9 protein-coding genes are annotated in these 12,700 nt (G+C 57.0%); 3 read left to right on the top strand and 6 right to left on the bottom strand.

The genetic code is table 11. The features are described 5' to 3' along the window. Positions 1 to 324: 324 nt before the first annotated feature. Positions 325 to 1,104, top strand: a complete 780-nt coding sequence (locus AC1ME2_RS11195; protein ID WP_480441142.1) for a ParA family protein — start codon at positions 325 to 327, stop codon at positions 1,102 to 1,104. A 37-nt stretch (positions 1,105 to 1,141) separates the two neighbouring features. Here the strand turns inward: AC1ME2_RS11195 and AC1ME2_RS11190 are convergent, their stop codons facing one another. Next, positions 1,142 to 1,561: a PAAR domain-containing protein gene (locus AC1ME2_RS11190; protein WP_480441140.1), complete on the bottom strand. Its 420-nt coding sequence runs from the start codon at positions 1,559 to 1,561 to the stop codon at positions 1,142 to 1,144. A gap of 131 nt (positions 1,562 to 1,692) precedes the next feature. Then, the gene (trxC, locus tag AC1ME2_RS11185; protein WP_480441138.1) at positions 1,693 to 2,127 is read right to left on the bottom strand and encodes a thioredoxin TrxC; all 435 of its coding nucleotides are present in this window, start codon (positions 2,125 to 2,127) and stop codon (positions 1,693 to 1,695) included. A gap of 299 nt (positions 2,128 to 2,426) precedes the next feature. On the opposite strand from trxC, the gene AC1ME2_RS11180 reads away from it, so the two are divergent. After that, on the top strand, positions 2,427 to 2,873 hold the full coding sequence (locus AC1ME2_RS11180; protein WP_480441136.1) for a hypothetical protein: 447 nt from the start codon (positions 2,427 to 2,429) through the stop codon (positions 2,871 to 2,873). 101 nt (positions 2,874 to 2,974) lie between these two features. Then, complete coding sequence (locus tag AC1ME2_RS11175; protein WP_480441134.1) at positions 2,975 to 3,802, top strand: hypothetical protein; 828 nt, start codon at positions 2,975 to 2,977, stop codon at positions 3,800 to 3,802. Here the strand turns inward: AC1ME2_RS11175 and selO are convergent. The 4 genes from selO to AC1ME2_RS11155 all read right to left on the bottom strand — a co-directional run bounded on the left by selO (position 3,741) and on the right by AC1ME2_RS11155 (position 12,454). Further along, on the bottom strand, positions 3,741 to 5,204 hold the full coding sequence (gene selO / locus AC1ME2_RS11170) for a protein adenylyltransferase SelO (protein WP_480441132.1): 1,464 nt from the start codon (positions 5,202 to 5,204) through the stop codon (positions 3,741 to 3,743). The two genes, AC1ME2_RS11175 and selO, sit on opposite strands and share 62 nt — an antisense overlap. 48 nt (positions 5,205 to 5,252) lie before the next feature. Continuing rightward, entirely contained in the window at positions 5,253 to 8,615 is a 3,363-nt protein-coding gene (gene mscK / locus AC1ME2_RS11165; protein WP_480441130.1) for a mechanosensitive channel MscK, read from the bottom strand. Positions 8,616 to 8,650: 35 nt separating this feature from the next. After that, positions 8,651 to 10,393, bottom strand: coding sequence for a potassium/proton antiporter (locus AC1ME2_RS11160; protein WP_480441129.1), 1,743 nt, complete (start codon positions 10,391 to 10,393; stop codon positions 8,651 to 8,653). A gap of 258 nt (positions 10,394 to 10,651) precedes the next feature. Beyond that, a complete protein-coding gene (locus AC1ME2_RS11155; RefSeq protein WP_480441128.1) occupies positions 10,652 to 12,454 on the bottom strand; it encodes an acyl-CoA dehydrogenase in 1,803 nt (600 codons plus the stop codon). Positions 12,455 to 12,700: the final 246 nt, after the last annotated feature.

Below are 12,700 nucleotides of genomic sequence, written 5' to 3'. Positions count from 1 at the left end.
TCCCGCCCCTGCGGGCTTACCTTTCGCTGCGGTCTCCCGCACGACACCCACCATGGTGCGACACTTTAGATCGAGAGGTGCGCATTATCCCGATGGGGCTGACGAGTAGCAAATGCTGTTATAAATAGTCTAGTTATAGAAGAAAGTTCCTACGATGGGTGTTTTTAATTTTGACTTTGCCATGTAAGAAAGCGGCTGTTACTGGTGTAAGCCTGGATCCGCTATCAGTGAAGTCTTTAGATGAAGCCCTCGCCCTCGTCACGCGCTTTGCTTAGACTCGGGGCCATTCATCAGGGTCATTTACAGAACCAAGGAGGTTTTTTCATGCGGCGCGTGGTGTTTAATCAGAAAGGTGGGGTGGGCAAATCGAGCATCGCCTGCAACTTGGCGGCTGTCAGCGCTCACGAAGGGTATCGGACGCTTTTGATCGATCTGGATGCACAGGCCAACTCTACGCAGTACCTCACCGGTTTGACCGGCGACGACATCCCTATGGGGATTGCCGACTTCTTCAAACAAACCCTGTCGTCTGGCCCTTTCGCCAAGAAAAACAAGGTCGATATCTACGAAACGCCATTCGACAATCTGCATGTAGTGACGGCCACGGCTGAGCTGGCCGATTTGCAGCCAAAACTTGAGGCCAAGCACAAAATCAATAAGCTGCGAAAACTCCTCGACGAGCTGGATGAGGACTACGACCGGATCTACCTGGATACACCTCCCGCACTGAATTTTTACGCGGTTTCGGCGCTGATCGCCGCCGATAAAGTATTGATCCCTTTTGACTGCGATAGCTTTTCGCGTCAGGCACTGTATGGCCTGCTCAAGGAAATCGAAGAGCTGAAGGAAGACCACAACGAGGGACTGGAAGTGGAAGGCATTATCGTCAATCAGTTTCAGTCTCGCGCCAGTCTGCCGCAGCAAATCCTTGATGAGCTGATTGCTGAAGGCTTGCCCGTATTGCCGGTTTACCTCAATAGTTCGGTGAAAATGCGTGAGTCGCATCAGGTCAACATCCCGCTGATCCATCTTGAGCCACGGCACAAGTTGACGCTGCAGTTCGTCGAACTGCATGACCTGCTGGAGTCTGGTGCCCAGCACTGACCCCCGCAGCAATGCACGTGAGCCCATCCATGGTGGGTTAGCAGGTCTGTTCGGCACGATGTGGCCGCAGTGGTGAAAACAGTTTCTCGCGCAATGAGCCTTCGTGGATGGCGTGGGACAACTGTTCGGCTTTGCCCCGTGCGGTGTCGGCGAGGTCCGACGGGATAGAAATCGTCGCCTCCATATCGGCCTGAATGCTGTCTTGCGTCGCCAACAATCGATGGCTGCCGAGCGGGCAACTGCATTGCACGACCTGGCCGTGGGTCGCAACGGCGACATACTCATCGACAAATGTCGGATTGCCCTGCGCGATGTAGCCGACGCTTTCACATGCCGGACACCACACGGGATCGCCCATCCTCGCCAGTTTGCGAAGCAATACGGTGGCCTTGGCGGAAGCGGCTATGACAAAACCGTCCGTGGTTGTGAGATCACCTTCCCTGATGACAAACGTCATAGATAGTCCTTACCCGTCGTTCAAGTGGAGTAAGGAAGGCTAGTAGTAAAACGTGGCAGCAGGAGCACGAAAACCCTGTTTCGGAATCGCCCTACAGAAAAGTCAGCGCGTGCGCCGTTGTTGAAAAGCCTCTAAATCCCTTGGCTTTGCAACCAGGCCAGTAGCTGCGGCAGTGGAAAGGCACCGCTTTGACGCGCGACTTCCTGGCCATTCTTGAACAGGATCAGGCTGGGGATCGAACGAATGCCCAGCTGTGCCGACAGCTGTTGATTGGCTTCACTGTCCAGCTTGGCGAGCCTGCAGCGCCCCGACAACTGGCTGGCCGCTTGCTCGAAGATCGGCGCAAAAGATTTGCACGGCCCACACCACGCGGCCCAAACGTCCACCAGCAGCGGCAGATCGCCTTTGATCTGGCTGGTGTAGTCGCCCTGAGTCAGTTCGAAAGGTTTGGTGAGCAACACCTGCGCCTTGCAACGCCCACATTTTGGCTGATCGCCAAGCCGATCGGCAGGGATGCGATTGAGCCCGTTGCAGTGCGGGCAAGGGATCATGAGGGGGTCGGACATGGGGGGCTCCGTTGGGCTGAGTGTGCGTATTAGATAGATGGTGATGCGGGAGTCAAGAATCAAGTCGGCTGTTGTTAGACACCTGCCCCTGTGGGATTGTCAACTACCCGTTCAGAGAGTGGTGCTCGGCAATCGAGCCCGATAGTCTCTGGTAACAGCAATCAATCAGTTGTCCCTTTCGAATTAAAGTATGTCCATAAGTGTTGAGGTTCGATATCTGCCCAGATCAGTTAATGAATCAGAGGTGCTCAGTTGTTCGATATAAAAATAATACGCTCGACTCAATATGGAATATCACTGTGCACATTATTAACCCAATGGTTTTCTCGGTCATGCTGGCGGCTGTCACTGCTTCAGCGATAGCGCAGGCCGGGCCTGCAGTAAACGTTACTTTTAAAAATAACGGCACAGCGGTGGCGATATACAGTGCTGTGGGTAAGAATGGGGCGGGTACCAAAGCTAATGCTTCGCCCACCCCCGGCGATAAGGTAGAGAAGGGAAGTTTCGATAGTTATAAAGTACACAGTAATCTTTCGCCGGATGTGAATTATGCCGTTGTGCATTACCAGATAGGTTCCAAGTCTTGTCAGTTTACAACGACGTATCTCAAGTCGCGCGTGCGCGGCGTTGAGCTGCCAAAATGGAATAAAAGCGCAGTCGCCAGTGGGGGCGCACGGTGTGACGTAAAGATCACGTCCGTTGACTTTGCTACTCACGCATGGGCTGTCGAATTCGTAATGAAATAACACGTTGGTTATCAGGTTTGCAGGATGTGCTCTGCAGGTATATCTGCGTGCAGAGCAGAGTCTGTTAAGGCGTGTTTTTTATCGATTAATAGGGGTGGTATATGATTGGTAATATACAGGCTTCGCCGGTAAGTTCATCCAGTACGACAACGCTCACCCAGCCGATATCAATGAGTGACAGCAAACCGACCAAGTCTGCAATCGCTTCAAACGACACGGTGAAGGTATCAACGTTGTCTCGCCAGTTGAGCGAAAGCGCCGCGCGAGCAGAGGTGCGTGATAAAAATACGAGCCGTCGCGAGCTTGGTGATATGGCCCGCAAACTGAAAGATGATTTTTTGGGGGATAGCTACAATGCGCAAAGAGCCAAGCATGACAGCGAAAAACCTAAAACCGATGATTCTGATTTATTGGCGAGGGCTCAGCACGCTACGAAGTATGTGGACCTTGCTTCGACGGGGGATAGAAGTGCGAAAAGTCCTTTTGCTGGTCTGTCAGCCGAACAGCTCACCCTGATCATTTACGATGACAGCGGTTCGTATACCGTGAATGAGAGACGAGCCGCTTCGTATGACGCTAATGATATAGAACAAAAATGGCGAGTCGAGGTGATTGCCCGATCGTCGCAGGAAAGTGAAAGCAATATTAATACACCTCAGTTCTATACCGATGTTCTGGCCCACTACAAATCATTACCCCCTATCGAGCAGGCCCAATATCCGGTCGATTACGAGACCCGTCTACTGGGCAGGATCAGTCAGGGTGGGGGTGTTCAACGACCTAAGGACGACCGGCTCCTCACGCTGTTCGAAGTGTTGGCAAATATGCAGAAGCCTGGAAAAGAGTCTGATCCAACCGCCCCGGCCCTCAAGACGAACAACTTATCTCCAAATGCTTCCCCCACTCCGGCGGCCGTTCCGCGTAGTTAGCCATGCCAGGCTGTTCTTTGAACGGGTTGCACAGCACGGTGTGCAAACGGCGCACCTCTTCGTAGTTGCCGTCTTCGGCGGCGTCGATGGCTTTTTGTGCCAGGTAGTTGCGCAGGATGTAGAGCGGGTTGACCGCGTGCATGCGGGTTTGGCGTTGTTGCTCGGTGCCGTTGTCTTCGCGGGCAATTCGCGCCTGATAGTCAGTGGCCCAAGCGTCGAAGCCTTTGATGTCGATAAAGTCATCGCGTAGGCGGGGGGCGGCGAGGGCAGCAGGCTCGTCGCCCAGTCGACGGAAGAACAGGGTGTAGTCGACGCCGCTGTTCTGCATCAGTTTGAGCAAGCGTTCGATCAGTTTGGCGTCATCCTCTTCGGCGCTGGTCAGGCCTAGTCTGCGGCGCATGAGGTCTAGGTAATGAGCCTGGTACAACGGCAGGAACAGGCCGAGGGCTTCACGCAGGGCTTCGACGCTGATGAACGGCGTCAAGGCTTGAGCCAGGGCGCTGAGGTTCCATTGGCCGATGGGCACCTGATTGCTGAACGAGTAACGACCTTCGTTATCGGAGTGGTTGCAGATGAAGTTCTGGTCGAAATCATCGAGGAAGGCAAACGGGCCGAAGTCGAAAGTAATGCCCAGAATCGACATGTTGTCGGTGTTCATGACGCCATGGCAGAAGCCGTACGCTTGCCATTTGGCGATCAGCTCGGCGTTGCGCTCGACGATTTCCCGGAACATTGCCAGGTACGGCTCAGGCTGTTCCAGGCATTCGGGAAAGTGCATCGCCAGCACATGCTCACCCAGCTCTTTCAGGTTTTCCGGCTGCTTGGTGTAGTAGAAGTACTCGAAGCTGCCGAAGCGGACATGGCTCGGCGCCAGACGCAGGACCATCGCTGCACGCTCCTGCTTCTCCCTCCACACCGGCGTGCTTGAGCCGATGACGCAGGCGGCCCGGCTGCTGGGTATGCCCAATGCGTGCAGGGCTTCAGAGGCCAGAAACTCACGGATCGATGAGCGCAATACCGCCCGGCCATCGCCCATGCGTGAGTAGGGTGTCTGGCCGGCGCCTTTGAGGTGCAAGTCCCAATGTTCGCCGGCGTCGTTGTAAACCTCGCCCAACAGCAAGCCGCGACCATCGCCCAGGCGTGGGTTATAGGAGCCGAATTGGTGACCTGAATACACCATGGCCCGCGCATCGGCGTCGGCCCAGAGTGTGTGCCCACTGAAAATTTCGGCGAAGACCGGCAGTTCGGCCTGTGCCGGATCGAGATCGAGCAACGCCAAGGCGGCAGTACTGGCGACCACCAGGCGTGGATCAGCGATGGGCTCGGGCAGCACCGAAGTGGAGAACGCGTCCCCCAGGCGGGCGAAACGGTTGTCGAAGGTCAGTTCGTCGAGGGCTTTCAAAGGCCACCTCCAGCAGAATGTCCGACCATTCTGCTGGGATTAAGCGTGTCAGTCGAGCCTGATGTCCGGTGGCTCGGGCACGTCCTGGGCTACCGGGGGCGTTGCCGGGACCGGAGCACCGGTTTTGTCTACGGCTTCGATGGGCACCATTTTGTATTCCTGGCCCTGCATGTTCTTGAGGTAAACCTCCATCTGCCGGAACGAGATGTTGATGTGCTGCTTCTTGAACTCGCGGTTGATGAAGCGGTTGATCTCGTCGACTACGGGGTTACGGTCACCGAGGTCTCGCACGTGCATGCGCAGTTCGTGGTCAAGGGTACTTTCGCCGAAATTCAGGAAGTACACGATAGGCGCTGGTTCTTTGAGTACTCGCGGGTTGTCGTGGGCGGCCTTGAGCAGCAGGCTGCGCACCAACTCCAGGTCCGAGCCGTAATCGACACCCAGTTTCAGGGTGACGCGGGTGATGGTGTCGGTCAGCGACCAGTTGATCAGTTGCCCGGTGATGAACGTTTTGTTCGGGACAATGATGTCTTTGCGGTCGAAGTCGGTGATGGTCGTGGCGCGGATACGGATCTTGCTGACCGTGCCCGACAGGTTGCCGATGGTCACCGTATCGCCGATTCGCACCGGACGTTCGAACAGGATCATGATGCCCGAGATGAAGTTGGCAAAGATTTCCTGCATCCCGAAGCCCAAACCTACCGACAGCGCCGCCACCAGCCATTGCAGCTTGTCCCAACTCACGCCCAGCGCCGAAAGGGTGGAAACGAATCCGATTCCGGCAATCGCGTAAGACAACAGAGTAGTGGTCGCGTAGGCACTGCCTTGGGCCAGACTCAAGCGTGACAGCACAAGCACTTCGAGTAGGCCTGGCAGGTTACTGGCCAGCACGAAAGTGATGCAGATGATGATCAGCGCGCCAATCATGTCACCGAGGCTGATCGGCACCATGCTCATGGCTGCGCCGGTGCCGCTGGTGTATTCGTAGAGGGTAATGTTGTCCAGATACGAGAATACCGTGATCAGGTCGGACCAGACCCAATACAGCGCGCCGATAAAGCCGCCGAGCAGGGCCAGGCGAATCAGGCGCAGGGATTGTTCGTTGACCTGTTCGATATCCAGTGTTGGCTCTTCGACCACCGCATCGCCATCAATACTTTCCTTGGCCATCTGACGTTTGCTCAGGGCGCGATGGTAGGCCAGGCGCCGTGCCGCTACGCTCAGGCCGCGGACGAAGGTGGCTTCGATGACCAGCCACAGCATCAGTAGATACAAGGTGTTGATCAAGCGATCACTGAGTTTCAGTGCGGTGTAGTAGTAGCCGAAGCACACGGCGATGAACAGGGCGATTGGCAATGCGGTGAAGATCACGCCGACCGTTTTGCGGAAAAACGACGCGTTCTCGCGGGTAGGGCTGCTGATCAGCAAACGGCTTAGCAACCAGGTCATCAGTGCGTAGCACGTCAGAACCACGGCAATCCCCAGGACGTCGTCGGCCAGCGCGGCAGGTTGATGCTCTGCCATCGCGACGACTGCGACCAACGCCAGCACCACCAGGCCCAGACGACGAATCCAGCCACGCAGGAATTCGACCTGTGGTTTTTCCCAGCGGAAATGCAGTTGTGCGACGCCTCCCGGCGCGAGAATTCGGTAAGCGGTATAGAACACCAGCCAGGCCAGGGCGATTTGTAACAAGGCCGAGCCGAGGTTGGCGTTCTGCCCCCGGGCGTCGATTTGCAGGGCGTAGCCACACAGCGCCAGACCTAGCGCCACTGGCAATGCCAGCAAAATATTGATCAGGATTGCCAGCGGCGTTTGCCATTGACTGTCACGTTTGAAGTGGCCGATGTCCGAATGCAATTTGTTCAGCTTGATATAGAGCGATTTGCGTTTCCACACCAGTGCGCCGATCAACACCAGCAGGGGCAGAAACAGCAGCGGTCTGCTCGTCAGGCCGTCTGTCAGTTCGCTGACACTTGAGGTCCATGGGAGGGTGGTGAGCTGTCTTTCCAGGCGCGGCTTGATGCCTTCTATCCATTCCAGGTCCAGCGGCTTGTTGCTCGGAATCCAGAACATCTGCTCGTCGAGGGTCGAGCGCAGGCTCAGCGCGGTGCTGACGAGTTGTTTCTGGCTGAGTTGCAGCGTGATGGATTCATTGAGCAGTGCGCTCAGCTCTCGGTTCAGGCGTTCCAACAGGTCGCTGCGGGTGGTCGCCAGGTCGAGCAAGGTCTTGCGCAGCAGCGGGGTCACATCCTCCGGCGGCTGGGTGGCGAGTAGCTTGTCGACATAGGCGCCGGGGCTGCTCATCAGCTCCCGTTGTTGATTGACTTCGAATTGATACAGGCGAATGTCAGCGATTTCGTCGGCCAGCCCGCTGTCGAGTGTCAGGTGCGGTAGCGCCTGTTTCTGCTTATAGAGAATTTTGGACAGCAGCAGGCTGCCCTTGAGTACGCTGATCTGTTCATCCAGCGCCTGGTCGCTTTGGGTCACGCTATCCAGTTGCTGTTTGGTCTTGAGGTTTTGCTGGGTCAGGTCGTTGAGCCGATCAGTGCCGCGCAACAAATAGTCGGAGAGCTTGAGGTTGGCCGCGCTTTCGGTGGCCAGCAGGCTGCTGCTGCCCGCTTTTTGCGCTTCGATGGACAGCTGTGTGACGGTTTGTTGCGACTGGGCACGGCGCTTGTCGTTGATCAGGGTTTGCAGGCTTTGAATCTCCTGCTCTTGCCGGCTGACGCGCTCGGTCAGCAGGTCATGCTGACTGCTGCCCAGATCTTGCAGCAGACTGTTGCCTGCCAGTTCCTGACGTCGTAGTGCCGTCAGGGCGTTGAGCGAGGCCAGTTCGGCATTGAGTTGGTTGCGCTGGTCGGCACTGAGGGGCTTGCCGCTGTCCTTGCCCGCTTTAAGGAGATTGTTGATTTGCTGAATGCGCGTCTGATTGCTGCTGATCTCGGCCTGCGCTCGTTCCGGACGGGTCTGGGCGGTGATGGTCAGGCTGTTGGCATCGTTCAGGGCTTTCTGCAAATCGCTTTGCTGAGCGCTGCGCTCACTCAGCAATTGCTCAAGTTGCGGCACGTCGAGGTTGGCGTAACGCTGGGTCGTCGGGATGACTTTGCTGGCTTTGAGGCGCACCAGGTCGCGCTGGTTTTCCGTGGTCTGGCGCGGAGCCTGGCTCAATTGCTGTTTGAGTTCGGTCAGACGCTTTTCAGCGTCTTCCGTGCTCGCGATCAGTGCCAGGGTTTGCTCAAGCACTTGTTGCAGGATTTTTTGATCGGCATCGGCCAACTTGCGGTCGGCAATTTTATCCAGGCTTTGCTGCACGTCACTGCGTGCGGGTGGCTCGGCAGCCTGAACGGGAATGATAGAGAGGCAGAGCCCAAGCAGGGCGGCAACAAAAAAAGTGCGCAGGGTGAGCATAAGTACCGGTCGAACTGATCGAAGAGAGAGGGAGTTTAGAGGAACAACCCAGGACCTGGGCGGCTCCCTTCGGGGAATTTGACGCCGACTTTAAGGATCTTGTTCCCGTCCATGACGGCAACGGTCCAAATTGTGCCGTTCCATTCAATCTGATCGCCGACCACAGGCTCGCCACGATTTTTCTGAATGATGAACTGGCTGAGCGGCGTATTCGGATCCAGGCCGTTGAGTTTCAAACCGTACAATGCGGCGATAGCCCCGAGCTGAGCGTCTCCCTCGAGGACGAAGTCACCGAAGAAACGTAAATCCAGACCGCGCTGAGGGGCCTGACTGAACAACTTGCCCAAGGCCGAAAGGTTATGTTCATGGCCGATTACACAGAGCAGATCACCGATTTCGAGGGTGGTGCTACCCGACGGATGGAGCAGTTGCTGACCGCGAAACAGGGCTGCGATACGGGTGCCCTCGGGCATTTTCAGTTCACGCAGGGCCGCGCCGATGCACCATTTTTCAGCGCCGAGGCGGTAAACGAACAGTTCCCACTCGCTGGTGGCATGCACCTCCAGCGCAGCACGCGAAATGGGCGCCGGTTCTGGCGGGACGGTGACTTTCAGCAGCTTGGCGACCCAAGGCAGGCTGGTTCCCTGGACCAACAACGAGACCAATACGATAAAAAACGCGAGGTTGAAATACAGCTGGGCATGGGGCAGCCCGGCCATCAGCGGGAACACGGCGAGAATGATCGGGACCGCGCCGCGCAGACCCACCCAGGCGATAAAGGCTTTTTCCCGGTCATGGAACGCCTTGAATGGCAGTAGGCTGGCCAGTACCGACAGCGGCCGAGCAAACAGAATCATCCACAGCGCCAGACCCAGTGCGGGAAGGGCGATAGGCAGTAAATCGTGTGGCGTGACCAGCAGACCCAGCACCAGGAACATACCGATCTGTGCCAACCAGGCCATGCCGTCGAGCATGTGCAGAATGCCGTGGCGACTGCGGATCGGACGGTTACCGATCACCAGGCCGCACAGATACACCGCTAAAAAGCCGCTGCCGTGGATGGCGTTGGTCAGGGCAAACACCGCCAACCCACCGCTGATCACTAGAATCGGATACAAGCCGTTTGCCAGATTGATCCGGTTGACCAGTTGCAGCATCAGCCAGCCACCGCTCAGACCGATAATCCCGCCGATACCAAATTCACGAATCAGATGCCCCAGCAGGCCCCAGTGCAAACCGGTTTCGCCGCTGGCGAGCATGTCGATCAGGGTCACGGTCAAGAACACGGCCATCGGGTCGTTGCTGCCGGATTCGATTTCCAGGCTGGCGGTGACCCGTTCGTTCAGGCCTTTACCGCCCAGCAGTGAGAACACCGCCGCCGCATCGGTGGAGCCAACGATGGCGCCGATCAACAGACCCTGAATCAAATTCAGGTTGAACAGCCACGCCGCCGCCACCCCGGTCAATCCGGTCGTGATCAATACACCGACCGTTGCCAGCGACAGGGCAGGCCATAGCGCGACCCGGAAACTGGCGACCCGCGTGCGCAAACCGCCGTCGAGCAAAATCACGGCAAGCGCGAGGTTGCCGACCAGATAGGCGGTTGGATAGTTGTCGAAAATGATGCCGCCGCCATCAACGCCGGCCGCCATGCCCACGGCGAGGATGATCACCAAAATAGGGATGCCGAGGCGCGATGAGAGAGAACTGACCAGGATGCTTGCACCCACCAGCAACGCGCCGATCAAGAACAGGCTGTTGATGGTTGTTGCATCCAAGGGCGGTACTCCAGAAAGCAAATTCAAAAGGCTGGGCGTGAACTGACCATGCAGTCCGCGTGCCAAGCGATTCTAACCTGTTGAATTGGCTGCCTGTCAAAGCTTTACTGTTTATGACCGGTCATGGCTTACCTGATGTCATAAATAATTAAGCCTGACGCGCTTCCTAGATCTGCTCACGTACATGACGTCCATTATTCGAGAGACAGGAAGTCATGACTATTAATAACTCGCTTGATTTCAATGCCGGGCAACCCGTTAAAACCACTCATCCTGCATTGACAGGCAGGTGTCATCCCGCGCTTCGAGAATAGCCAGCTCGTGGTGGCAGCCCGGTACTTCCCATGTCAAAAAGTACCGGGCTGCCTGAAGCTTGCCTTTGTAGAAGCTGACGTCGGCTTCGTTACCCTTTGCCAGGCCTTCTTCGGCGCGGATCGCCTGTTCCAGCCAGCGCCAGCCGATCACGGTATGACCGAAGGCTTTCAGGTATAGAGCCGAATTGGCCAGGCTGCTGTTGACCTTGCCCTCAGCCAGGTCGGTCAACAAACCGAGGGTCACGGTTTGCAGGCGTGCCACCAATTGCTCCAGCGGTTGGCGCAGCGGCGTTAAACCTTCATGGGCCTGCGCACGTGCTGCTGTGTTGGCGATCAGGCGGATCAGTTGCTTGAGTCCGGCGCCACCGTTTTGCCCCAGTTTTCGGCCGAGCAAGTCCAGCGACTGAATACCGTGGGTGCCTTCATGAATCGGGTTCAAGCGGTTGTCGCGGTAGTACTGCTCCACCGGGTATTCGCGGGTATAGCCATGGCCGCCAAGAATCTGGATCGCCAGCTCGTTGGCTTTGAGGCAGAACTCCGAAGGCCAGGATTTGACAATCGGGGTCAGTAAATCGAGTAACTCGTGGGCCTGCTTGCGGACCTCTTCGGTTTCTCCGGTGGTGGTATCGTCAAACAACCGTGCCGCATACAGGCCAAGGTCGAACGCGCCTTCCACGTAAGCTTTCTGCGTCAGCAGCATGCGTTTCACGTCGGCATGCTGAATGATCGCAACCGGTGCGGTCTCGGGGTTTTTGCTGTCCGGCAAACGACCTTGCGGGCGTTCGCGGGCGTACTCCAGTGAGTACAGATAACCGGCGTATCCGAGCATCACTGCGCCCATGCCGACGCCGATCCGCGCTTCGTTCATCATCTGGAACATATAGCTCAAACCCTGATGCGGCTTGCCCACCAGATAGCCGACACACTCGCCGTTATCGCCAAAGTTCAGCGCCGTGGACGTGGTACCGCGCCAGCCCATTTTGTGGAACAGCCCGGCCAGCAACACGTCGTTGCGCGTGCCCAGGCTGCCGTCATCGTTGACCAGGAACTTGGGGGCGATAAACAACGAGATGCCCTTCACCCCGGCAGGTGCGTCCGGCAACTTGGCCAAGACCATGTGCACGATATTTTCCGACAACGAATGATCGCCGCCAGAGATAAAAATCTTGTTGCCGCGCAGGCGATAGCTACCGTCTGCCGCAGGCTCGGCGCGGGTACGAATGTCCGACAGCGAGGAGCCGGCATGCGGTTCCGTCAGGGCCATGGTGCCGAAAAAACGCCCGTCGATCATTGGCTGCAAAAACCGCCGCTTCTGCTCTTCGCTGCCAAAGCTTTCAATCAGATTGGCCGCACCCATGGTCAGGAACGGGTACGCCGTCGACGCGGCATTGGCCGATTGAAAGTGCGCAAAGCAGGCTTGCGACAGCAGCGTAGGCAGCTGCATACCGCCCGCCTCAAAGCTGCGTGCGGCATTAAGAAAGCCCGCTTCAAGGAAGGCATCCACCGCCGGTTTGACTTCCGGGATCAGGATTGCCTCGCCGTTTTCATAGCGCGGCTCGTTCTCGTCACCCTTGCGGTTGTGCGGGGCGAAATACTTTTCAGCGATGGTCCGTGCCGTACCAATCGCCGCATCGAAGGTCTCGCGATTGTGCTCGGCGAAACGCTCGCGCTGGGTCAGGGCTTCGGCATCGAGCACTTCATACAGCTCGAAAGCCAAATTGCGGGAACTGAGCAGCGTCTCGGACATGGCAGCCTACCTTTTTTGGAGTGCCTGGAGTCTAGGCGGTGGTGCGCGCCGCTGAATAGCAAGATTGATGTGGGTGATGGAGGGGTAACGCGTAGGGATTAAGCAGCAGCGAGTGAGCAGGCTGTGTGGGAGGCCTCGCCGCGTCTTCGACGCTGGGCTGTCGCGCAGCAAACTGGGTTGCGATTTGTGTGTCGTGATTGGTGGTGGTGTGTCAGATAAGCCGCCTTCGCAGGCAAGCCTGCTCCC

Source organism: Pseudomonas sp. ASL9, assembly GCF_056680335.1.
This window is presented reverse-complemented; position numbering and strand designations above follow the sequence as displayed.

Bases quoted from the DNA above. Each gene is read 5' to 3' on its own strand.
- AC1ME2_RS11190 (WP_480441140.1), bottom strand. From the start codon at position 1,561: ATGACGTTTGTCATCAGGGAAGGTGATCTCACAACCACGGACGGTTTT.
- AC1ME2_RS11195 (WP_480441142.1), top strand. From the start codon at position 325: ATGCGGCGCGTGGTGTTTAATCAGAAAGGTGGGGTGGGCAAATCGAGC.
- AC1ME2_RS11155 (WP_480441128.1), bottom strand. From the start codon at position 12,454: ATGTCCGAGACGCTGCTCAGTTCCCGCAATTTGGCTTTCGAGCTGTAT.
- AC1ME2_RS11175 (WP_480441134.1), top strand. From the start codon at position 2,975: ATGATTGGTAATATACAGGCTTCGCCGGTAAGTTCATCCAGTACGACA.
- mscK (WP_480441130.1), bottom strand. From the start codon at position 8,615: ATGCTCACCCTGCGCACTTTTTTTGTTGCCGCCCTGCTTGGGCTCTGC.
- trxC (WP_480441138.1), bottom strand. From the start codon at position 2,127: ATGTCCGACCCCCTCATGATCCCTTGCCCGCACTGCAACGGGCTCAAT.